Source organism: Mesonia sp. HuA40 (assembly GCF_008017835.1).
Classification (GTDB): Bacteria; Bacteroidota; Bacteroidia; order Flavobacteriales; family Flavobacteriaceae; genus Mesonia.
This window is the reverse complement of record NZ_VRLT01000032.1, coordinates 42,585-65,926: the sequence shown is the minus strand read 5'-3', so window position 1 is coordinate 65,926 and position 23,342 is coordinate 42,585. Positions and strand designations below refer to the sequence as shown.

The following is a 23,342-nucleotide window of genomic DNA, read 5'->3' as shown; positions in this document are numbered from 1 at the left end:
TGTTCTACCGCCCAAAAATCCGAAACTCGAACTCACAAGGCATGTCGTTACAGACTTTATGCTTATAATCCTTTCGATTATAACAACAAGGCTTTACTCCAATGCTTGTTTTTGCACCCGTTTTAAATCCAATAGGTTAATCGCATTGATGCCTAAACCGTGAACATTTTTTTGTGTAAAGCGTACCACCTCGTCATAATACAAAGGAATAACCGGTGCCGCTTGCATAAGCAATGCATCCATTTGGCGGTATAAGCTTTCGCGGGCTGGGGCTTGGGGTGCAGTCATGGCTTTTTGGTATAAGCTATCGAATGTTGCCGAAGCATAATGCGTATAATTGGGACCGTGGGGCGACCAGTTGGCTTTATAAAAAAGCGAGAGGTAATTTTGTGCATCGGGATAATCTGCAATCCAACTGGCTCGGAAAGCCGCTAGCTTTCCAACCGATCTCAATTGACGTAAGGTAGAAGGGGGCATAACTTCTACTTCAGTTTGTATGCCCACCTGTGTAAGCTGGCCCTGTAGGTATTCTACTAAATCAAGGTAACTGGCACTTGTGCTTATTTTTAACTGAACCGGAATGTTGGGGTGCTCTTGTTTAAACTTTTGAATGAGCGCTCGGGCTTTTTCTGGTTGATAGGTATAAAATCCGCTAGACGTATGGGCGGGTAATCCGCGTGGAATAAATCCGCCTTGAGCGGGAACCCCAATATTATTGCGTAAATAGCGCATCATATTGGGTTTGTCTATGGCATAATTTAAAGCTTGCCGAAACGAGCGGTAATGGGTGGCTTGTTGAGGATCATCTACATATAAACCAATATACTCGGTATTGAGGTAGGGTGCTTTTTGCAGACTGATTTTTTCTTGGTAACGCGTATTCAATTGCCCCTGACTGTTGAGCAGTTCGTCTTTGTAGGCAGGATCCAGTCCGCTTAAAAAATCTAGTTTGCCCTGGGCGAATTGCAGAAATTCTGCTTGCTTATCGGGTAAGAAAGTAATGGCCACAGCTTCGAGATAGGGCAGGCGTTCGCCATTTTCATCAAATTCGTGATAGTTGGTATTTTTTCTAAAAACCAATTTTTCATTCGGTTCCCAGCGTTTGAAATAAAAGGGTCCGGTACCTATGGGGTTGACTCTAAAGTCTAGTTGCTCCATTTCTTGGGGTATGATGCTGCAAAATTTCATACTGAGCAAACCTAAAAAACCGGGGAAAGCTTGGTGAAGTTTAATTTGTACTTGGTTGTTGTTAATAGCCTCAATGCTTTTTACCTGGTTCATCACCCAGCTACCGGGTGAAGCCACTTGTTTATCGGTGAGGCGTTTTAGGCTATATACCACATCTTGTGCTTGCACTTGCCTATCGGCACGATTTTTAAAAACTTCATTTTCGTGAAAGTAAACTTGTGGTTTGAGTTTAAAGGTATAGGTGGTGGCATCTTCGCTGATGCTCCAAGATTTGGCTAAATCGGGCTGAATTTCAAGATTCTCATCTAATTGTACTAGGGTGTTGTATAACTGGTGGCAAGCCCAGATGTTGCGTTGATCTTTAGCAAAAGCCGGATCGAGCGAGGTGATATTGGCGTGCTCATTGTACCGAAAGACGGCTGTGTCGGGGTACAGCGGGGCTTGGGGTTGGCAGCCAAAGCATAAGCTGAGCAACAAGCAAATTAAAACGGAAGGATTCCGAAATAGCAGCCAGTTGCGGCTAGTTTTTTTTAAACAAGAATTAGGTTGTATATTTGCACACATTTTTAAAGAAAACCAAGCAGTTAAGCTTGGCAATAATACTAAAAGAAATTTGGATAGCGCGTGGGAAGTGAGACAGAAATAGCAAAAAAAGTAGCCTTTTATACCTTAGGCTGTAAGTTGAATTTTTCGGAAACCTCTACCATTGCTCGTTCTTTTGAGCAGGAAGGTTTTAATCGGGTAGAATTTCATGAGTCGGCCGATATATATGTGATCAATACGTGTAGTGTAACCGAAAACGCCGACAAACGTTTTAAGGGTATTGTAAAACAGGCGCAGAAAGTAAATCCAGATGCTTTTGTGATTGCCGTGGGCTGTTATGCGCAACTCAAGCCTGAAGAGCTAGCCGATGTAAACGGCGTAGACCTAGTTTTAGGAGCAACCGAAAAGTTTAAAATCACGCATTACTTGAATGATTTGTTAGCCCAACCCAAGCTCGATGGCGGAAATGGTTTAGTACACGCTTGTGAAATTGATGAAGCCGATTTTTATGTGGGAAGTTATAGTATTGGTGACAGAACCCGGGCTTTTCTAAAAGTACAAGACGGTTGCGACTATAAATGTACCTACTGTACTATACCGCTGGCAAGGGGAATATCGCGTAGTGATACCTTACCTAATGTATTGAACAATGCTGCCGAAATCGCCGCACAAGATATCAAAGAGATTGTGCTAACCGGAGTGAATATTGGTGATTATGGAAAAGGTGAGTTTGGCAATAAAAAGCATGAGCATACCTTTTATGAATTGGTACAGGCTCTAGATGAAGTACCAGGTATAGAGCGTTTGCGTATTTCGAGTATAGAACCCAATTTGCTGAAAAATGAAACCATAGATTTTGTAGCACAAAGCCGCAGTTTTGTGCCGCATTTTCATATTCCGCTGCAAAGCGGTAGCGATGCGATGCTTAAATTAATGCGTCGCCGGTATATGAGTGATTTGTATGTAAATAGGGTACAGGCTATAAAAGCGGCAATGCCGCACGCTTGTATAGGGGTAGATGTGATTGTAGGATTTCCCGGTGAAACCGAGGAGCATTTCTTAGAGACTTATAATTTTTTAAACGATTTACCTATTTCTTATTTACACGTATTTACTTATTCTGAGCGTGAGAATACGCCAGCGGCAAGTATGCCAGGAGTAGTGCCCTTAAAGCAACGCAAAAAACGCAGCAAAATGCTACGCGGCTTGTCGGCTAAAAAGCGACGTGCTTTTTATGAAGAGCAATTGGGTAGTGAACGTAGTGTGTTATTTGAAGGCGAAAATAAAGCCGGTTATATACACGGATTTACCGAAAACTACGTGAAAGTAAAAATGCCGTGGGATCCTAGTTTTGTGAATACCATACATCGCATAAAATTAACCGAAATAGACGAAGACGGCTTGGTGCGCTTTGATTTTGTAGGCGAAGAGGCGACGATTTAAAGCGACATTCCCATAGGAATTAAATCGTCATATTGTTTTTTGCGGGCCTTAAAAAAGCGGGCTACTTCTTTACCGGTGGGCACAATTTTTAATCGGCCTAAGCTGCGCACATAATCAAATACCTGTTCTAGAAAGGTGTCTACTTGTACGGTGGTTAAACCTTCTGGCGGATTTTGATGCAAACGAGAAAGAAATATTTTGCGTTCTTGTTTGCTATATTCAATTGCGATGAATACTTGATCTACTTGGGCTTCAAATTGTCTGATGAATTCATTGTCTTTTAAAGGGGCGGTAATACTGGGCATAATTTATAAATTTTAAACAGATTATTTTTAGCGTCAATCGGCTCATAAACAAGTATAAAGATACGAAAAATTATCGTGTACGGGTGTAAAGGAGTAGACTTTGACGTTTCTTTAAGGCTTGGATTTAAAGGCTTGCTCTAGTTTATATGCTTGCGCGGAATAGTAAAAAGTTAATCTCAATAATTTCTGGGCAACAAGAGGCTTTTTTTAGTATATTCCTATTAGATTTGTGTTGAGTAAATTATGCTAAACGATTCGCCTACATCGGTGGAAACCCCACCTGCAGTAAAACAAAAAATACCGGTTTATTTTATGCCCGGTATGGCTGCTAGTCCGGCTATTTTTGAATACCTACAATTGGATGAACATCGGTTCAAATTGGTGTATTTGTCTTGGAAGATGCCCGAAATGGGAGAAACGTTGAAGCATTATGTGAAGCGCTATCTGCCCGAAATCAAACACGAGCAGCCGGTATTAATCGGAGTGTCATTTGGCGGAATAATCGTGCAAGAGTTAGCTCAATTGCTAGCCGTACGCCGAGTGATTATTATTTCGAGTATCAAAACGCATTTAGAGATGCCAAGACGCTTGCGTTGGGCAAAGAGCATGAGATTGTATAAGCTTTTACCTACTCAATGGGCACAGAAGATTGAAAACCTATCAGACTGGCCAGTAGGAAGCTACACGCGCAAGCGGGCGAAATGGTATAAAAAATATTTAAGCGTGCATCAAAAAGAATATTTAGATTGGTCTTTGGAGCAAATCTTGCATTGGAAACAAGAAAAACCATTGCCCGGTTTGGTGCATATTCACGGGACCGAAGATCCTATTTTTCCTGTGAAATATATACAAAACTATATTCCGGTGCAAGGTGGTACGCATGCGATGATCATCGAACGTTTTAGATGGTTTAATGAGCACTTGCCAGCCTATATAGAGCAAGGCGTGCTGGTAGATGAATAAGAAAAAAAAATATACGTATGAAGAGGATGAATCGGTTTTTAAGTGTAGTAGGGGTGATTGCCCTGAGTGGAATTGGAGCGCTGGCGCTGAGTAGTTACCAGCAGCATAATGATTATGAAGCCCTAATTGAAAAAGATTTGCTGCCCAAAAAAGCGGAGCCGCATGTAAAAGATTATAAAGTGTATGCTTTGCCTATACCCGAAAACATTAATTTTGCCGGGGAGGCGGTGCCTTTAGATAATCCGGATATTCGGGAGCGACTCGATCGAGAAATGTTGGTGAATACCTATTGGCAGTCAAATGGCTTGTTGTTACTCAAACGCATGAACAAGTACTTTCCTATTATTGAACCGATTTTAGCTAAACATGGTGTCCCCGATGATTTTAAATACTTGGCGGTTGCCGAAAGTGGCTTAATGCCAGTGGTGTCGCCTGCAGGTGCTACAGGTTTTTGGCAAATAATGAAAACCACCGGACGGGAGTACGGTTTAGAAATCAATGACAATATCGATGAACGCTACCATATCGCCAAATCGACCGAAGTGGCTTGTGCTTATTTGAAAAAAGCCAAAGAAGAGTTGGGAAGTTGGACCCTTGCTGCCGCTGCTTATAATGCAGGAAATTACGGGATTCGTAAACAGCAAGATCGCCAAGAGGTAAATGATTATTACGACCTGTTGTTGAATATAGAAACCGGTAGATACGTGTTCCGTATATTGGCAATTAAAACGATTTTTAGTCAGCCAAAAGCCTATGGTTTCCACTTTAATAAAGAAGATTTGTATAGTCCGGTGCCCACCAGAACTGTGGTGATAGATACACCGGTAACCAACTTTGCCCGTTTTGCTAAGAAAATGGATATTAATTATAAGATTTTAAAAATTCATAATCCTTGGTTGCGCGAAGCGCATTTAGACAATGCCTCGCGTAAGGCTTATGAATTGGAAATTCCTCTTGATGAGGTGTATACCTACCAACCCGAATGATAGACTTCATAAGCAACAATTGGCTCATAAGCCTATTGATCCTGAATTACTTATTGGCTATAGGAACAGCCTTTTTTGTGATTCGCAACAATGGGAATCCGGTTTCTACGCTTTCTTATGTTTTAGGTTTGTTGCTTTTTCCTTTTGTAGGCTTGTTGGTCTATTTATTTTTTGGTCAGGAATACCGCAAAGATAAAATGTTTAAACGCCAAGGGGTGCTTAATCATAAAATCATCAAGAAGTGGGAGAAAAAACTGTTGGCAGATGAGGAGTCGCTTAAAAAGTACGAGGAGGCTTTTCTTGAGCAGTACTCAGCTGTAGCAGGTTTGGTGCAAAACACCCAACGTAAGCCGTTGACTTTTGGTAATGATGTGCTTTTACTGAATAATGGAGATGAGAAATTTAAGGCGCTTTTTGATGCTATAAGAAAAGCCCAGCGCTTTATCCACTTAGAATATTATATTTTTGGTCAGGGTAAAATCGGTAAACAATTGCTTGATTTGCTTTGTGAACGCGCTCAAGAGGGAGTTGCTGTAAAGGTAATTTATGATTATGTAGGTAGTCAATTAGCAAGTCGTGATAAGCAGAGGTTAGAGGAGGCGGGTGTAGAAATTTATCCGTTTATGCCCGTATGGTTTCCTAATCTTACGCGTAAACTAAACTATCGTGATCACCGCAAACTGTGCGTGATTGATGGGAGCATCGGGTTTGTAGGAGGCATAAACGTGAGTGATGAGTATGTAAATAGCTTAAACGATTCTTTTTGGCGCGATATTCACTTACGCTTAGAAGGGAATGTGGTCAAATCTTTACACACTCATTTTTTATTGAATTGGAATTTTGTAACCGGTTCAAAAGAAATAAATATAGCTGAAGATTATTTTCCTAAAATAAAAGACTGTGGCGAGGTGGCTATGCAAATCGTTGCCAGCGGCCCAGATTCCGACAGTCCACACATAATGCGTGCCTTGTTTACGGCAATCAATCAGGCACGAGAAAGTATTTTAATCACCACGCCCTATTTTATTCCTAATGAGCCTATGCTGGTCGCCCTAAAAACCGCAGCTGCACGTGGGGTTGATATTCAGCTTATGTGTCCGCGTGACGGAGATTCTTGGGCTGCGAAGTATGCGACGCATTCTTATTTTAGAGAAGTACTGGCTTCAGGTATTCGTATATTTCATTATTGCAAAGGCATGCTGCATGCTAAGACGATGCTCATTGACGGTCAGTTATGCAGTGTAGGTACCTCTAATTTTGATTACCGCAGTTTTGAAATCAATTTTGAAATCAATGCCTTGATTTACAACGAAGACTTTACACAGAAAATGCAAGGGCATTTTGAAAAAGATAAACAAGATTGCGAAGAAGTGTTGCTAGAGCCCTGGATAGAACGACCCTTAAAGGAAAAAATAAAAGAATCTTTCTCTAGGCTATGGGCTCCTTTACTGTAAGCTTAAGGACTAGCCAATAGTACCTGTACTCCTTTTTTAAATTGCTGAGCATTGAATTGTACTGCATTTTTTATGTCTTGTTCTATGTGAGGTTTAGGCAGGTGTTCAATACCTAAAATCTCTTTATCTTGACTGATGTAAAAAGTAGTAGGAAGACCTAAGGAATGTTTCATAGTTTTTACCAAATGCGCCTCACGGTTGCTGAGTTCATCTACATACAATACATGCACAAAGCGATTATATTTACGACTAACCCTACGGGCTTGTTTACGTTTGTCCCAAAACAAGACTACAAAGTCAATTTCTTTTTTATATTTTTTTGCTAAGGTATTTAACGATTGCACTTCACCCTTGCTCGCCACACACCAAGAAGCATAAGTCATGAGATACATAGGTTTTTTAAAATCGTTAAAGTAGGTTTTACCAGTGCGCACACAAGAAACCTTGAAATTATCGAGATAGGTACCGCGCAACTGGTGATTCACCAAAGAATCGAATAAAATTTGTGCGCGTTCATAATCTTTATGTCGATAAGCCTTACGGGCTTTCTTTTTGTAGGTTTTTATATGCTTGCCTACAGCATCAGAAAACAACACCTCCTTCTGCTTGGTGTCTTGACTCCAAGAAAAAAAAGGTAGTAAAATGAGTAATAGTAAAAGTTTTTGCATATTCACCGAATTAATCTTCAATAAATATATAAAAAAAATGCGTAAAAAATAAATTTTACGCATTTGTGTTAATGATATGATACCTGATTTTTATATTCGCTTCATTTGCTGTTTCATCATTTTGATTTGATCGGCAAGCATATTATGTTTATCTAAGCTTTTAGCCTCTTTTAATAAGATTTGTGCCTCGCGTTTACGTCTTTTGGTCATGGCAATTCCGGCAAGGTTTAATTTAGCCATGGCTAGGTCTTGGCTCATCGATAGCCCTAGTTTAATGGCGCGTTTAAAATATTTTTCGGCTTTGGTCATATTTTTTTGCGATACCATTAAACCGTGTAGGTACCAGTAATACCCCTGTTGTTTTTGCACCAATGCCGATTCAGGGTTTTTAATTTTATCAAGCCATTTTTTAGCTCCGTCAAAGTCTTGTTTACGCAGGCGTAAAAAAGCCAGTAGAATCAATTCATTTTTAAAATAAAGGAAAACAAAAATTGAGGCGAGCAAGATTAGAAAAATACCGTTTCCAATTTGGCCTTCTATAAATTGATAAATCGCAAAGGCAAAAATGGCCCCAGCTAAAACCAGTTTAAGGTTCTTATTAAACATAATTTGTTTTTTTTAATGTCCGCAAAGGTAAGAAAAAAAATGAATGCTCATAGCTGTGATCGAAGGCTAGACCCGTGTGAATAGATGCTAAATTTATTAATAGGTTAAACCTGATCTTTAATTGGTATAAAAACTTGAGATTTAAAGTACCTAAAATCAAGTATTTATTTGTTACTTTGCCCAGGCCCTGAAAAGCCTCTTACTGGGATATAAAAAAACCCGAAAAAAATTAATATTCCATTTGTGAGACTAAAAACTTGTTGTATATTTGCCCGCAGTTTAAAAGCAGCAAGGCTTTTATATTTTTAGAATTAAGATTTCAACAGAAGATTAAAGATATTTTAAGATGAAAAGAACGTTTCAACCCTCGAAAAGAAAAAGAAAAAATAAGCACGGCTTTAGAGAGCGTATGGCCAGTGTTAACGGTCGCAAAGTGCTTGCAAGAAGAAGAGCTAAAGGTAGAAAGAAACTTTCTGTTTCTTCAGAAAATAGACATAAGCACTAATAATGATTGTGTTATCAAAATTTTTTAAAGGTGTTACCGGTGGTAACGCCTTTTTTTATATCTAGAATCTACTTAAATTTAAACATCTATAACTGCTAGCGTTATGCCAAAAAATAAAGATTTAAAAAGTATATTAATTATAGGTTCTGGTCCTATTGTAATTGGGCAAGCCTGTGAATTTGATTATTCTGGTAGCCAATCGCTGCGCTCTTTGCGCGAAGATGGAATTGAAACCATCTTGATAAACTCTAATCCGGCTACCATTATGACCGACCCCACTATGGCCGATCATGTATACCTTAAGCCGCTTACCACCAAATCGCTGATTGAAATCCTAAAAGAACATCCGCAGATTGATGCGGTATTGCCCACAATGGGAGGACAAACGGCCTTGAATTTGTGTATTGAAGCAGATGAAAAGGGTATTTGGAAAGATTTTGATGTGAAAATAATCGGTGTAGATATCGCTGCGATCAACATAACCGAAGATCGAGAAGAGTTTAAGCAGTTGATGTCACGTATCGATATACCTGTAGCACCTGCCAAAACGGCTAAATCGATGTTAGAGGGGAAAGAAATTGCCCAAGAATTTGGCTTGCCGCTTTTAATTCGAGCTTCTTTTACTCTAGGAGGAGCTGGTGCCGCATTTGTTGAAACCAAAGAAGAATTTGAGCAGGCTTTAGCCCACGGACTCGAAGTTTCACCTATTCACGAAGTGCTTATTGATAAAGCTTTACAGGGTTGGAAAGAGTATGAATTAGAATTACTACGCGATAAAAACAACAACGTAGTGATTATTTGTACCGTAGAAAATATGGATCCGATGGGAATTCATACCGGAGACTCTATTACCGTAGCCCCTGCTATGACGTTGAGCGATAAAACTTTTCAGCGTATGCGCGATATGGCTATAAAGATGATGCGCAATATAGGTGACTTTGCCGGCGGTTGTAACGTACAATTTGCCGTGAGTCCAGATGAAAAAGAAGATATCATCGCCATTGAAATCAATCCGAGGGTTTCGCGTTCATCCGCTTTAGCGTCAAAAGCAACCGGTTACCCTATTGCAAAAATAGCCGCCAAGTTGGCTTTGGGTTATACCTTAGACGAGTTGGATAATCAAATTACCAAAACTACATCGGCATTATTTGAGCCTAGCTTAGATTATGTTATTGTAAAAATACCCCGCTGGAATTTTGATAAGTTTGAAGGCTCTAACCGCTTGTTAGGACCACAAATGAAATCGGTAGGTGAGGTAATGGGTATCGGGCGTTCTTTTCAAGAGGCGCTGCATAAAGCAACCCAGTCGTTAGAGATCAAGCGTAACGGTTTGGGAGCAGACGGTAAAGGACTTAACGATTACGAGACCATTGTACAAAAATTGGCCAACCCAAGCTGGGATCGCGTGTTTGTCATTTATGATGCGATACAATTGGGTATTCCGCTGAGTAGAATTCACGAAATCACCAAAATAGATATGTGGTTCTTAAAGCAATATGAAGAGCTATATCATCTAGAAAAAGAAATCGCTAGTAATTATACTATAGAAAACATCGACAAAGAAATTTTGCTCGAGGCTAAGCAAAAAGGCTATGGAGACCGTCAAATTGCCCATATGCTAAATTGCTTAGAAAGCGAAGTTTATAAAAAACGAGAAGAGCTAAATATCAAACGCGTATACAAACTGGTTGATACTTGTGCGGCTGAGTTTGTTGCCAAAACACCTTATTACTACTCTACTTTTGAGGATGTAGTTGAAACGGCAGACGGTAAACAATACAGCCACAACGAGAGTGAGGTGAGCGATAAGAAAAAAATTATAGTGCTTGGTTCGGGACCTAACCGAATAGGACAAGGAATCGAGTTTGATTATTGCTGTGTACACGGGGTGATGGCTGCAGCCGAATGCGGTTATGAAACCATTATGATTAATTGTAACCCAGAGACGGTTTCGACCGATTTTGATACGGCAGATAAGCTGTACTTTGAGCCGGTATTCTGGGAGCATATTTATGATATTATTCGTCACGAGAAACCCGAAGGGGTTATTGTACAGTTGGGCGGGCAAACGGCTTTAAAACTAGCCGAGAAACTGAACCGATACGGTATTAAAATTATGGGAACCAGTTATGAAGCCCTAGATTTGGCCGAAGACCGTGGTAGTTTTTCTAAATTATTACAAGAGAACAACATTCCTTATCCTGAGTTTGGTACAGCCGAAACAGCCGATGAAGCTTTGGCTTTAGCCGATGAATTGAATTTCCCTATTTTAGTGCGTCCTTCGTATGTACTGGGAGGTCAAGGAATGAAGATTGTCATTAACAAACAACAATTAGAGCAGCACGTAGTAGATTTATTGCGTAGCATACCCAATAATAAACTTTTGCTCGACCATTATTTAGATGGTGCAATAGAAGCTGAAGCGGATGCTATTTGCGATGGCGAAAATGTGTATATCATTGGGATTATGGAGCATATTGAGCCTTGTGGTATTCACAGCGGAGATTCAAATGCGCTGCTACCTCCTTTTAACTTAGGCGATTTGGTTATTCAAAAGATAAAAGACCACACCAAGAAAATTGCCCTTGCGCTTAAAACGGTTGGTTTAATCAATGTTCAATTTGCTATAAAAGACGATGAGGTGTATATAATTGAAGCCAATCCACGTGCTTCGAGAACTGTGCCATTTATCGCAAAAGCTTACGGCGAACCTTATGTGAATTATGCTACAAAAGTAATGTTGGGAGAGAAGAAAGTCACCGATTTTGATTTCAACCCTCAACTTGAAGGTTATGCCATCAAGCAGCCGGTGTTTTCTTTTAACAAATTCCCAAATGTAAACAAACAACTAGGGCCAGAAATGAAGAGTACTGGAGAGAGTATTTTGTTTATCGATAGCTTACGCGATGATGCTTTTTATGATTTGTATGCGCGTAGAAAAATGTATCTCACCAGCTAGGAGAAAGCCTATTGTTAATAAAATAAAAATCCCTTGCCTTAGTACCGCAAGGGATTTTTTTTATTGGTGATGCTAAAAGCGAGGCTTTTATAAATTTTAGCTTAATTGCTTCAATCTCCAAAAAGTAGTGAATGCTAATTATGCTTGATGTAGCCTTGCTCGGTGAGGTTTCAGTGCGTCGCGCAAACGAATCATTAATGACTCAGGGCAAACCAAATAAGTTTCCCAATGCATAGGATTGATTTGTACTTGTTTAAAAACACTTAGCCCTAAATTTTCTCGTTGGTTGTACTCTTTTAGATGAACCAGGTGGTGCTGTGCAGTTTTTTCGGCATCAGGACCGCGGAAGTCCCAAATTAGTTCTAAGTTTCTCATGCTCTTTCTACTAAACTGCTGCCGTTTTCGGCAAAATTTTTAAAAGCTTCCATGTATTTATAGCTTTGCTTTTTAAAAGCTTTGGGCATCAAAAATCCCATGACTTTTAATGCTAAACTCGAAAAAATAAATTCGTTTTCGGCTACCCAAGTAGTGGTGCCATCGGCATTATCGATAAATGTATTGTGTTGAATGTTTTTAACCCCTCGGGTGGTGTATTCGGCAGTCATGGATTCGGGAAGATTGATACTGATGATTTTTTCTACCATTTCAATTTCGCGATTATTCATTTTGTATCGCAGTTTCATTTTACTGCCCGCTTCGCCTTGAATATCGGTAATCGGACTAGCCTCTAACAGTCCTTCTTGCCAGTGTTTTAAATTTTCAATCGAATCCATTTTTTCGATAAAAATGTGGCGAGGAACCGCTACCTTTATTTCAATTTTGTATTTCATAATCGATGGGCTAAAATTTTTTCGGTAGCTAAGATATCAATTTTCTATTTTATGCGTTTTATTTATGCTTGTTTAACGCTCTAGAATTGTTATTTTTGGGCGAATTAATAAAGAAATCATGAAAAAAATCGTTTTATTTTGTTTTTTAAGCTTTGGCAGTTTGCTTTGGGCTCAAGATCAAGAACAAGTTTTACTTAAAATTAACGATGAGCCGGTAATGGCCGAAGAGTTTAAACGGGTGTTCTCTAAAAACCTCGATTTGCTGGATCCAGAAGATCGGGATGCGCAATCTTACTTAGATTTATTTATTGATTATAAGCTGAAACTAAAAGAAGCCTATGCACTGCAATTAGATACTTTGCAAAGTCATCGAGCGGAGTTTGATATTTATCGCATGCAATTGGCCGATAAGTTTATGCGCAATACCACCGCTACAGAAGAGTTGGTAAAGGAGGCGTACAAGCGTAAGCAGCACGTGCTTGAAGCATCTCATATTTTATTGCAATGGCCAAAAGATGCCACCGCAAAAGACTCACTGAAAGTTTTTCAACGTGTCACGGCTATAAAGAAAGAAATAGACGAGGGGATGAGTTTTCAAGCGGCGGCTTTGAAATATTCAGATGATCCTAGTGTGAGCGAGAACCAAGGTCGGCTAGGATGGTTTGGACCCTTTAAAATGATTTACCCTTTTGAGACGGCTGCCTATGCTACGCCTGTAGGGGAAGTATCTGATCCGGTAAAAACCCGATTTGGTTATCACCTGATTCATGTAACGGGAAAACGCGAGGCTGGCGGACGTGTAAAAGTGGCTCACATTATGCTTACCGATAAAGAAGGAGGGCAAGATGCCGAAGAAAAGATTAAAGCCATTGCCGATCGTATTAAACAAGGGGCAAGTTTTGCCGATATGGCTAAACAATACAGCGAAGATACCAATACCGCTGCAAATGGTGGAGAATTAAAAGCCTTTGAAAAAGCTAGTTTGATGAGCGCTAAGTTTGAAGAGGCTGCCTTTGCTTTGAGCGAAGAAAATCCTATTTCTGATCCGGTAAATACCGAATTTGGTTGGCACTTGATTAAGCTTATTTTTAAGCAAGATTTACTGCCGTATAGCGATATGAAAGATCAATTGGCAAGACAAGTGCAACAAGATGTACGCGCACAGATGATAGATGCCGATATCATTAAAAAAATTGATTCGACTATTGAGGTAGAAGAGAACCCTGAAGCCTTAACTTTCTTTATGAATTTTATTGATGAAGATTTTTTTACTACTAAAGACAAATCCGCTTTAAGCGAAAAACTACCCGAAGATTTTGTGGTTAAATTTCCTAAAGAAACCAAAACCTACGCGAATTTCTTTAGCTACTTAGTGATTAACCAAGTGAAAACGCCGCGAAATGAATTTGTTAAAAACCAATGGGTAAAACAATTGCTTAAAAACTACATTAAGCTTGAAAAGAAACGCTATTATAAAGAACATTTAGATGAGTATAATAAAGAGTATGCTGGTATTATAGAAGAGTACAAAAACGGTTTGCTTTTGTTTGATTTGATGCAGCAGAAAGTATGGGAGGCAAGCAATAAGGATTCGCTTGGTTTACAACAGTTTTATGAACAACATGCAAAAGATTTTAAAAAACCAGCGCAATTTAAAGCAACCATAGCCTCTGGCACAGATAAGAAAACACTAAGAAATTTACGTAAAGCTTGGTCGAAAAATCCAAAAGATGCCTCGGCTTTAAGGCAGCGTTTTAGAGCGCAAAATCTTTTATTTGATCAGGGTCGCTACTCGCTTAATGATGAGCAAATACCTGCTAAGTTGAAACCAGAACAAGGCAGTAGTAAAATTTATAAACATAACGGGCAATATGTTTGGTTATGGATAGAAGAGGTGAAGCCGGCCGGTATACCGCCTTTGGCCGAAATTAGAGGAGAAGTAGCTAATGCGTACCAGCGCCAGTTGGAAGAAAATTGGATTGCCCAGTTGCGCGCCGAAAATAATATAACCATTAATCAGTCGGTTTTTGAAAAATTACAAGAAGAACTTAAATAAAATCCGCTTAAGCTCGCTTGGCTTACTGTCGCTATTTTTGGTGCAGTGTGATCTTTTGGTTCCTACAGAATCAAAGGCGCCACTGGCCAAGGTATATGACAATTACTTGTATGAAAAGCAAGTATTGGATTTAATGCCTAAGCAATTAACCGGAGAGGATAGTGTAATTTTTTTGCGCAATTATGTAAAAGATTGGGCGACTGAGCAATTGTTGCTGCACCATGCGAAGATTAATCTACCTCAAGAAAAACAACAAGAGTTTAACCGATTGGTAGAGCAGTATAAAATAAATCTATATAGTGAAGCTTATAAAAGTATGCTCATAGGGCAACGTATAGATACTACGGTAAGCGAATCAGCCATTCGTGATTATTACCAAGAGAATAAGGAGAACTTTAAGCTCAATCAGAATTTAGTGCGCTTGCGTTATATTCAAATTCCGTTGGATTTTAACAACACTAAAGAATTGAAAAAGAATTTTGATCGGTTTAATCTTGATGATCAAATAGATATTCAAGATCAGGCCTTCACTTATTTAAAATTTAGATTTAATGATTCTACTTGGTATAACTTAGCAGATGTGATAAAAGATGTACCTTTGCTCGACGAGCAAAAGGTAAAAGAAAATCAAGGCAAGCTTTTGCAACTTGAAGACTCGAGCAGCGTCTTTTTAGTGAAAATAAAAGACTTTAAAGCCCGGAATGAATTGGCTCCGGTAGAGTATGTGGAGCCGACGATTAAACAAATTTTAATCAACAGACGCAAGTTGAAACTGGCCGATGAATTAGAAAAAGAAATTATAGATAATGCAATTAAAAATAGAAAATTTGAAGAGTTTTATTAGTAGCATGGTGTTTTGTTTAGGTCTTCTGGCCACTGCTTGGGCACAAACCACACCACAAGACAGTACTTTGGTAATCACCGGCGAAGAAGAGCAATTGTTGCTCGCTCAGCAAGCCGATTCGGTGAAAACCTTTCAGCGCTTTAAAGCGGATGGAATTGCTGCTGTAGTGGGAGATTACTTGATTTTAGAGAGTGATATTTTAAAAATGAAGGCCGATGCTAAAACCCAAGGTATGGATATGAGCCAGATTAACGACTGCCAATTGGTGGGGCGATTAATGGAGAATAAGCTCTATGCGCATCACGCCCAGCTAGACAGTACTATTGTTGTAAGCGCCGATGAAATTAACGCGATGATCGATCAGCAGTTAGACCGTATGATGGCGCAAGTGGGTGATATTGAGAAAGTATTGGCTTTTTATCGCAAAGATTCCGAGGCCGATTTACGCGAAGAACTTTTTAAAATCAATAAAGAACGTACTTTAAGTAGCCGTATGCAAGATAAAATTGTTGGCGAGATGGAGGTAACTCCCGAAGAAGTGCGTAGCTTTTTTAACTCTATTCCTGAAGATGAACGCCCTTTGTTTGGCGATGAGGTAGAAATTGCACACTTGGTAATTAAACCCGAAGTACCCCAAAGCGAAAAGCAAAAGGTAATTGATCGTTTAAATGAAATGCGTACCGATATTGTAGAAAACGGAGCTAGTTTTTCAACCAAGGCTGTATTGTATTCTCAAGACGGAACCAGCGTGCGTGGAGGGCAAATGAGTATTACGAGGAATGACCCTTTAGACAAAGATTTTAAGCAAGTGGCATTTAGTTTGCAAGAAGGCGAAGTAAGTAAGCCGTTCAAAACCGAGTTTGGCTACCATATTGTACAGTTAGATAAAATTAAAGGAAAGGTGTTGGATATTCGACATATTATCTTAATACCACAGGTAACCGAAGAAACCGTACAAGCGGCACGCAAGAAAATTGATAGTATTCGTACGCAAATTGTAAATAATGAAATTACTTTTGACGAGGCGGCACGTTTGTATTCTGAAGAAAAAGAAACCAAAGGAGATGGAGGGAAATTAATCAATCCGAAATCGGGCGATACCCGTTTTGAATTGACCGATATCGATCCGCTTATTTACGATCAAGTAAACAACTTAGAAGAAGGAGAAGTTTCTTCTGTTTTAATGGATCAAACAAGAACCGGAACCAAATTCTTTAAACTGGTAACGGTTAATAAAAAGCATGAAGAGCACTTGGCAAATTATGCTCAAGACTACACCAAAATTAAGGAGCTTGCCTTGCGCGAAAAACAATTGAAATCGATTGAGAAATGGCAGCGTGAAAAGATTATGGATACCTATATCAAAATTAGCGATGACTACAAGCAATGCGATTTTAAAAGTAACTGGTTAAAGCAATAAAATATGACAGAAGTTCAAAAACTAGAACAGTTTGTAGCTAAATACCAAGAATTAAAAGCTGAAATCGCCAAGGTAATCGTAGGTCAAGAGAAAGTTGTTGATCAAATATTATGGTCGGTTTTTTCTGGAGGTCACGCTTTGTTAATCGGTGTGCCTGGATTGGCAAAAACCCTAATGGTACAAACCATTTCGCAAGCTTTGGGACTCGATTTTAAACGGGTACAGTTTACACCCGATTTAATGCCGAGTGATATTATAGGTGCAGAGTTATTAGATGAAAAACGTCAATTTAAATTTATCAAAGGGCCGGTATTTGCCAATATTGTTTTGGCAGATGAGATCAATCGTACCCCACCTAAAACCCAAGCTGCTTTACTTGAAGCTATGCAAGAAAAGCATGTTACTGTGGCCGGTAAAAGTTATGCCTTACCCTTACCTTATTTTGTTTTGGCTACCCAAAACCCTATAGAACAAGAGGGAACATACCCTTTACCAGAAGCTCAGTTAGACCGGTTTATGTTTTCTATATTGTTAGAATATCCCAGCTATGAAGAAGAAGTAAATGTGGTAAAGAATACGACTAATATCCGTAAAGAAAGTATCAAAGCGCTGTTTACTGCCGATGAAATCGCTTCGTTACAAAATCTTATAAGGCAGATGCCAGTTGCCGACAATGTGGTAGAGTATGCGGTAAAACTGGTAGGTAAAACCCGACCCGCGGGAGAATTTGCACCCGATTTAGTGAAGGAGTATGTAGACTGGGGAGCTGGTCCACGTGCCTCACAAAATTTAATTCTAGCGGCGAAAACCCATGCCGCAAGTAAAAGCAAATTTTCGCCCGATATAGCCGACGTTAAAGCGGTTGCCACCGGAATTTTGCGACATAGAATCATTAAAAATTACAAAGCTGAAGCAGAGGGATTTACCGAAGAACGCATTATCGCTGAAATACTGTAAGTACCACAAATTGATTTTATGTTAAGTTTTTATCCTTATTTTTAATAGAATCGTAAGATTGTAGATTAAAATTTTCATACTGATTAATTTTAAGTAAAAAACCTTATTTAGACTCGTTTTAAGTAAGGTTTTCTTGATTTTGTTGCTTATTTTTCTGAGAAAAGCTAAAAAGCCTAGTTATTTTTTAATTTGATAGGAATTGCTTATTTTCGCAGCACTTTAAAACAATTAAACCTATGGCATACGATATTGATATGATTAAAAAGGTTTACAACCAAATCGCAGAGCGTGTAGACAAAGCGCGTGAGATTGTGGGTAAACCCTTAACGCTTTCAGAAAAAATACTTTACGCCCATCTTTGGGATGGAGAGCCTACAACGGCTTATAAGCGAGCAACCGATTATGTAAACTTTGCGCCAGACCGTATTGCTTGTCAAGATGCAACGGCACAAATGGCTTTATTGCAGTTTATGCAAGCGGGTAAAAAGAAGGTAGAGGTGCCTACTACGGTGCACTGTGATCACTTAATTCAAGCTAAACAGGGAGCAGCAAAAGATTTAAAACGTGCCAATGAAACCAGTAATGAGGTTTTTGATTTCTTAGAGTCGGTTTCAAATAAATACGGTATAGGTTTCTGGAAACCAGGAGCTGGTATTATACACCAAGTGGTATTAGAGAATTATGCTTTTCCTGGTGGAATGATGATTGGTACCGATTCACACACGGTAAATGCTGGTGGACTAGGAATGGTAGCTATTGGTGTTGGAGGTGCAGATGCTGTTGATGTAATGGCGGGAATGCCTTGGGAGTTGAAATTCCCTAAATTAATCGGGGTGAAGTTAACCGGTGAATTAAACGGATGGACGGCCTCTAAAGATGTAATTTTAAAAGTAGCCGGTATATTAACCGTAAAAGGAGGTACTGGTGCGATTATAGAATATTTTGGTCCAGGAGCTAAGGCGATGTCTTGTACAGGAAAAGGAACCATTTGTAATATGGGAGCCGAAGTGGGAGCAACTACTTCGACCTTTGGTTATGATGACTCTATGGAGCGTTTCTTACGCGCGACCAATCGTGATGACGTGGCCGATGCTGCGAATGAAGTACGTGAGTACTTGACGGGAGATGACGAAGTTTACGCGAACCCAGAGCAATACTTTGATGAAGTTATCGAGATTGATTTGTCAACGCTTAAGCCGCATTTAAACGGGCCATTTACTCCAGATTTAGCCACTCCTATCTCAGAAATGAGCGAGAAAGCACAAAAGAATGGTTGGCCTATTCAAGTAGATTGGGGTCTTATCGGTTCTTGTACCAACTCTTCTTATGAAGATCTTACTCGAGCCGCTTCGATTGCTAAACAAGCGGTAGATAAAAACATAAAAGCAAAATCAGATTTTGGAATCAACCCAGGATCAGAGCAAATTCGTTATACGGCCGAGCGCGATGGATTGCTTCAAATTTTTGAAGATTTAGATGCAACCATCTTTACCAATGCTTGCGGACCTTGTATTGGACAGTGGGATAGAAGCGACCGTAAAGGCGAAGAGAAAAATACCATTGTGCACTCGTTTAACCGTAACTTCTCAAAACGTGCCGATGGAAACCCTAATACCCACGCATTTGTAGGTTCGCCAGAAATGGTAGCGGCCATTGCAATTTCTGGAAGATTAGATTTTGACCCTACCCGCGATAAATTAATCAATGAAAATGGAGAAGAAGTGATGCTAGAAGAGCCAAAAGGTTTAGAGCTTCCTCCTAAAGGATTTGATGTAGAAGACCCTGGTTATGTGGCACCTCGTAAAGACGGTAGCTCGGTAGAAGTTAAAGTATCGCCAACATCTGAGCGTTTACAATTGTTAACACCATTTGAGCCTTGGGATGGCAAAAATATCACCGGTGCTAAATTGTTAATTAAAGCACACGGGAAGTGTACTACAGACCACATCTCTATGGCCGGACCTTGGTTGCGTTTTAGAGGGCATCTTGATAACATCTCAAACAACTGTTTGATTGGTGCTGTGAATGCCTTTAACATGAAAACGAACTTTGTTAAAAGTCAATTAACGGGTGAGTATGGTGGTGTTCCCGATACTCAACGTGAATACAAAGCTGCAGGTATTCCTACCGTTGTAGTAGGAGACCATAACTACGGTGAGGGTTCTTCACGTGAACACGCAGCAATGGAGCCTAGACATCTTGGTGTATATGTAGTATTGGTAAAATCTTTTGCTCGTATTCACGAAACCAACTTGAAAAAACAAGGTATGTTAGGAATCACTTTTGCCAATGAAACCGATTATGATTTAATTCAGGAAGATGATACTTTTAACTTTATAGATTTAGAATCGTTTGCACCAGGCAAGCCGTTAACCATTGAAGTGGTACACGCCGATGGTTCTAAAGATGTGATTAAAGCAAATCATACTTACAACGAGAATCAAATCGAATGGTATAAAGAAGGTTCTGCGCTTAACTTGATTAAAAAGATGAATGCTTAAGCCAGAAATTCTATTTAAATAACTAAAAAAGCCTCTGATTTCAGGGGCTTTTTTGTTAGTTTTAAGGTATATAATCGACTAAACCTAAAAATGAAGTTTCTTAAAAAGCACTGGAGTAGTATTTTATTTGGGTTGTTCTTGATTTTATTAATCATTCCGCAAACTCGAATGCCTATTATGGTTACGGTAAACCGAATTATTTCTTTTAGTCCGAGTATGAAAGATGCTGCTGACCAAAAGCGTTTAGAATCTTATTCTTGGGCCTTGCGGGATGCTAAAGGACAAATGCATAACTTGAAAGAGGTTGAAGGAGAGGTTATCGTTTTAAACTACTGGGCTACTTGGTGCCCGCCTTGCGTGGCCGAAATGCCCGATTTTGAAAACTTGTATACGGCCTATAAAGACCGGGTGCGTTTTTATTTTATCACTCAAGATGATGCGAGTAAGGTTGATGCTTTTTTGAATAAACACAATTATAGTATGCCGGTATATTATCCGCAAAGTCAGCCTCCTACTAGTTTACAAAGCAATGCTTTACCAACAACTTTTTTTATTGATAAATTGGGTAAGATCGTGCTAGAAAAAACTGGGGCAGCAAGTTGGAACAGCGATAAAACCAAAGGTATTCTCGACCGATTACTCGCTCAATAATCAAAAACGAGTTTGAAAAAAAGCTTTGATGAATGCCCAGCTAAAAAGACTTCGCATAATTTTAAACTCCTCTTTAAATCGACTTTCTTCATCTAAAAATCGAAACATTGTGGGTACAGAGTTTTTTGAATAAAACTTTGTGAATAGCCAAGGTCCCAAATGGTTGTTATCCTGTAAAACCTTTAGAAATATAGTATCGTAAAAGTTATATTTTTTACTGTAAAGACCATAAGAAGTAAGTCTATCTTCCTCGATGTTTTTGATTATTTGTTTGACTTTTTTTTCGGTATTTTTAAAAGAATAACCACTAGAGGGTTTCACCCAACCCCCTCCGGTGCCGATTTTGGTGATGCGGTTGGTGTGGTGTTTATGAAAAGGGTAATTACTCATTGGAATATTGCCCGTTTCGGTTTCTAGAATTTCAAAATCTGTTGTGTTTAAATAATTTTTAAGGTAGTTTTTATTGTATTGATCATAAACACTTTCTTTTACCGTAAACGGACTAAAGAAGGTAAATTCGATTAAAGCTTCATTTGGGCTATAAGGCAATACATACATAAAGCTAGTACTATCAGGATAAGAAAAGCGATAGTCCATCATTGTAAAAGCTTGGGTGTTAAAAACAGGATTTTTTGTTTTAACTCTTATTCCTTTAAAATGCTGCTGAATTTTTAGGTAGCGGTTTTGGTTATAGAAAGCCGCTGGAATTCTACTATCAAATACATGGCTGCAACGATAACTACCCAAAGCGGTGGTGACAATTGCTTCCTTTCTGTTTTCTTGAATTCTAACAACTTCTTCCTCTATAAAAATTACGTGAGCGTAGGCCTTTAACTTCTCGAATGAGTAAGTATAAAAATCTGCAGCCTTAAGGCTTTTATAGGTATACGGATTCAGTTTAAGCTTTAACTCTGTATTTGGCGCTTTAAAAAAAGCATATGAATAAGAAGAAGATAGAATGCTATCCCATTTCCCTGCACCAGCCTCCCAAAACGACCAGGTTTTATCGTTTTTACTGGGCCTACGCTTATCGATTAAGGCTATTTTTTTATTTGTTGCTTGGGTTTTTTCGGCCAAAGCCATAGCCAACTGGAGTCCTGCGCATCCCGCACCAACAATTGTATAATGAAAGCCGGTATTAAGCATAAGCCTTTGAAGCCTTAAAGGTGTTTACTTTTTAAAATATTTGAAAGGCACGATAAGCATACCAAAGTTCTCGCCTTTTTCTTTACCTAAGTGTTTATGATGTATTTTATGTGCACGTCTTATTCCTCTGGCATACCAATTATTGGCATTGCGAAACATTTTGAAACGCTGATGTATAAAAATATCGTGTACGGTAAAATAGGCTAGGCCATAGGCAAAAATACCTAAACCGATGGGCAGTGCAAACCATATGTCCTCATATCGCCACAAAAGGAAACAACCTATACTAACCAAAGCATAAAAAATAAAGAATAAATCGTTGCGTTCCCACCAGTGGCTGTGATCTTTTTGATGGTGATCTTTATGAAGACTCCATAAAAAGCCGTGCATAATATATTTATGTGTAAACCAAGCCATAAACTCCATAAAGAAAAATGTAGCCAGAAATACTAATATCCAATAAAATACTTGCATAGTTAAATTAATTTTAATCGGTAAGACACATAACATTGCGCCATTAAGCCAAATTTTTGATAATTAGAAACACGAATTCGTTTTTCCTTGATTTGCAAAGATGGTGTATTTTTTAATTTACTTAATAGTTTCGAGTAATAAATATAAGCGGTGTATACGCCCAATTTAGCTTCGACGGGAAGCTTTGCAATTCCGCGTAAGCCGTTGGCAAAATCGGTTTCGATTTCTTGAATTATTTTTTGTTTACTCGTTTCGTCTAACTCATTAAGATTAGTTCCTGGAAAATAAGTACGATTGAGGTCTTCGTGATCGGCTTTTAGGTCTCTTAAAAAGTTTACCTTTTGAAAAGCTGAGCCCAAACGCATCGCATCATCTTTGAGTTGATTGTATTTTTTTTCGTCGCCTTTTACAAAAACTTTTAAACACATTAAACCCACCACATCTGCGCTGCCGTAAATGTAATCTAGGTACTCTTGATGTGTATGGTATTGTTTTTTAGTGAGATCCATTTTCATACTTCGCATAAAAGCTTGGTACAGCTCGGGCTGAATATTATAGCGATTTACGGTTTCTTGAAAAGCATTAAGTATAGGATTTAAACTGATTTTATGTTCAAGTGCATCTTGCAAATCTTTTTCAAAACGCTCAAATAAAAAGGCTTTGTCATAGTCGTGAAAAGAATCTACGATTTCATCAGCAAAGCGAACAAATCCGTAAATATTATAAATATCTTGGCGAATACTTGGTGCCAGTAATTTCGTGGCCATAGAAAATGAGGTGCTATAGCTCTCGGTTACAGCTTTACTGCATTTATGTGAAACCAGATCGAATAATGCTTTCATG

21 protein-coding genes are annotated in these 23,342 nt (G+C 39.0%); 12 read left to right on the top strand and 9 right to left on the bottom strand.

Annotated elements, in window-relative coordinates:
- Window positions 1–93 precede the first annotated feature (93 nt).
- Window positions 94–1,662 (bottom strand): ABC transporter substrate-binding protein, encoded by a 1,569-nt coding sequence (locus FT993_RS08285; protein WP_255504452.1) that lies wholly within the window; start codon window positions 1,660–1,662, stop codon window positions 94–96.
- Window positions 1,663–1,830: 168 nt separating this feature from the next.
- Between FT993_RS08285 and mtaB the strand changes: the two genes are divergently transcribed.
- Window positions 1,831–3,174, top strand: a complete 1,344-nt coding sequence (mtaB, locus tag FT993_RS08280) for a tRNA (N(6)-L-threonylcarbamoyladenosine(37)-C(2))-methylthiotransferase MtaB (protein ID WP_147862089.1) — start codon at window positions 1,831–1,833, stop codon at window positions 3,172–3,174.
- Here mtaB and FT993_RS08275 read toward each other — a convergent pair.
- On the bottom strand, window positions 3,171–3,479 hold the full coding sequence (locus tag FT993_RS08275; protein ID WP_147862081.1) for an N-acetyltransferase: 309 nt from the start codon (window positions 3,477–3,479) through the stop codon (window positions 3,171–3,173). The two genes, mtaB and FT993_RS08275, sit on opposite strands and share 4 nt — an antisense overlap.
- A 243-nt stretch (window positions 3,480–3,722) precedes the next feature.
- On the opposite strand from FT993_RS08275, the gene FT993_RS08270 reads away from it, so the two are divergent.
- The 3 genes from FT993_RS08270 to cls are packed head-to-tail and all read left to right on the top strand — an operon-like array spanning window position 3,723 to window position 6,882.
- Complete coding sequence (locus FT993_RS08270) at window positions 3,723–4,442, top strand: alpha/beta fold hydrolase (protein WP_255504451.1); 720 nt, start codon at window positions 3,723–3,725, stop codon at window positions 4,440–4,442.
- Window positions 4,443–4,459: 17 nt separating this feature from the next.
- Entirely contained in the window at window positions 4,460–5,428 is a 969-nt protein-coding gene (locus tag FT993_RS08265) for a lytic transglycosylase domain-containing protein (protein ID WP_147862080.1), read from the top strand.
- Window positions 5,425–6,882 carry a cardiolipin synthase gene (cls, locus tag FT993_RS08260; protein WP_147862079.1) on the top strand — a complete coding sequence of 486 codons (1,458 nt, stop codon included), beginning with the start codon at window positions 5,425–5,427 and terminating at the stop codon, window positions 6,880–6,882. Before FT993_RS08265 ends, cls begins: the two co-directional genes overlap by 4 nt.
- A gap of 2 nt (window positions 6,883–6,884) precedes the next feature.
- Here the strand turns inward: cls and FT993_RS08255 are convergent, their stop codons facing one another.
- Both FT993_RS08255 and FT993_RS08250 read right to left on the bottom strand, forming a co-directional pair.
- Entirely contained in the window at window positions 6,885–7,550 is a 666-nt protein-coding gene (locus FT993_RS08255) for a redoxin domain-containing protein (RefSeq protein WP_147862078.1), read from the bottom strand.
- Between the two features lie 90 nt (window positions 7,551–7,640).
- The gene (locus FT993_RS08250) at window positions 7,641–8,156 is read right to left on the bottom strand and encodes a DUF2892 domain-containing protein (protein WP_147862077.1); all 516 of its coding nucleotides are present in this window, start codon (window positions 8,154–8,156) and stop codon (window positions 7,641–7,643) included.
- 346 nt (window positions 8,157–8,502) lie between these two features.
- On the opposite strand from FT993_RS08250, the gene rpmH reads away from it, so the two are divergent.
- Together rpmH and carB are read left to right on the top strand one after the other, a co-directional pair.
- A complete protein-coding gene (gene rpmH / locus FT993_RS08245; RefSeq protein ID WP_013071475.1) occupies window positions 8,503–8,661 on the top strand; it encodes a 50S ribosomal protein L34 in 159 nt (52 codons plus the stop codon).
- 103 nt (window positions 8,662–8,764) lie between these two features.
- On the top strand, window positions 8,765–11,620 hold the full coding sequence (gene carB / locus FT993_RS08240; RefSeq protein ID WP_147862076.1) for a carbamoyl-phosphate synthase large subunit: 2,856 nt from the start codon (window positions 8,765–8,767) through the stop codon (window positions 11,618–11,620).
- Between the two features lie 138 nt (window positions 11,621–11,758).
- Here the strand turns inward: carB and FT993_RS08235 are convergent, their stop codons facing one another.
- A complete protein-coding gene (locus FT993_RS08235) occupies window positions 11,759–11,995 on the bottom strand; it encodes a hypothetical protein (RefSeq protein WP_147862075.1) in 237 nt (78 codons plus the stop codon).
- Window positions 11,992–12,450 carry an SRPBCC family protein gene (locus tag FT993_RS08230; protein WP_147862074.1) on the bottom strand — a complete coding sequence of 153 codons (459 nt, stop codon included), beginning with the start codon at window positions 12,448–12,450 and terminating at the stop codon, window positions 11,992–11,994. Before FT993_RS08230 ends, FT993_RS08235 begins: the two co-directional genes overlap by 4 nt.
- Window positions 12,451–12,568: 118 nt before the next feature.
- Here FT993_RS08230 and FT993_RS08225 point away from each other — a divergent pair, with 118 nt between their 5' ends.
- From FT993_RS08225 to FT993_RS08200, 6 genes are all read left to right on the top strand, one after another.
- Window positions 12,569–14,506: a peptidylprolyl isomerase gene (locus FT993_RS08225; protein ID WP_147862073.1), complete on the top strand. Its 1,938-nt coding sequence runs from the start codon at window positions 12,569–12,571 to the stop codon at window positions 14,504–14,506.
- Window positions 14,478–15,350: a peptidyl-prolyl cis-trans isomerase gene (locus FT993_RS08220; RefSeq protein WP_147862072.1), complete on the top strand. Its 873-nt coding sequence runs from the start codon at window positions 14,478–14,480 to the stop codon at window positions 15,348–15,350. Before FT993_RS08225 ends, FT993_RS08220 begins: the two co-directional genes overlap by 29 nt.
- Window positions 15,334–16,770, top strand: coding sequence for a peptidylprolyl isomerase (locus FT993_RS08215; protein ID WP_255504450.1), 1,437 nt, complete (start codon window positions 15,334–15,336; stop codon window positions 16,768–16,770). The genes FT993_RS08220 and FT993_RS08215 overlap by 17 nt, the downstream gene beginning before the upstream one ends.
- 3 nt (window positions 16,771–16,773) lie before the next feature.
- Window positions 16,774–17,727, top strand: a complete 954-nt coding sequence (locus tag FT993_RS08210) for a MoxR family ATPase (protein ID WP_147862070.1) — start codon at window positions 16,774–16,776, stop codon at window positions 17,725–17,727.
- A gap of 236 nt (window positions 17,728–17,963) precedes the next feature.
- On the top strand, window positions 17,964–20,228 hold the full coding sequence (locus FT993_RS08205; RefSeq protein WP_147862069.1) for an aconitate hydratase: 2,265 nt from the start codon (window positions 17,964–17,966) through the stop codon (window positions 20,226–20,228).
- A gap of 90 nt (window positions 20,229–20,318) precedes the next feature.
- On the top strand, window positions 20,319–20,879 hold the full coding sequence (locus FT993_RS08200; RefSeq protein WP_147862068.1) for a TlpA disulfide reductase family protein: 561 nt from the start codon (window positions 20,319–20,321) through the stop codon (window positions 20,877–20,879).
- Here the strand turns inward: FT993_RS08200 and FT993_RS08195 are convergent, their stop codons facing one another.
- Genes FT993_RS08195 through FT993_RS08185 form a run of 3 tightly spaced genes read right to left on the bottom strand, consistent with a single transcriptional unit; the run spans window position 20,880 to window position 23,341 of the window.
- Entirely contained in the window at window positions 20,880–22,025 is a 1,146-nt protein-coding gene (locus FT993_RS08195) for a lycopene cyclase family protein (RefSeq protein WP_147862067.1), read from the bottom strand.
- 24 nt (window positions 22,026–22,049) lie between these two features.
- Window positions 22,050–22,499: a sterol desaturase family protein gene (locus FT993_RS08190; protein ID WP_147862066.1), complete on the bottom strand. Its 450-nt coding sequence runs from the start codon at window positions 22,497–22,499 to the stop codon at window positions 22,050–22,052.
- 2 nt (window positions 22,500–22,501) lie between these two features.
- On the bottom strand, window positions 22,502–23,341 hold the full coding sequence (locus FT993_RS08185) for a phytoene/squalene synthase family protein (RefSeq protein WP_147862065.1): 840 nt from the start codon (window positions 23,339–23,341) through the stop codon (window positions 22,502–22,504).
- Window position 23,342 lies beyond the last annotated feature (1 nt).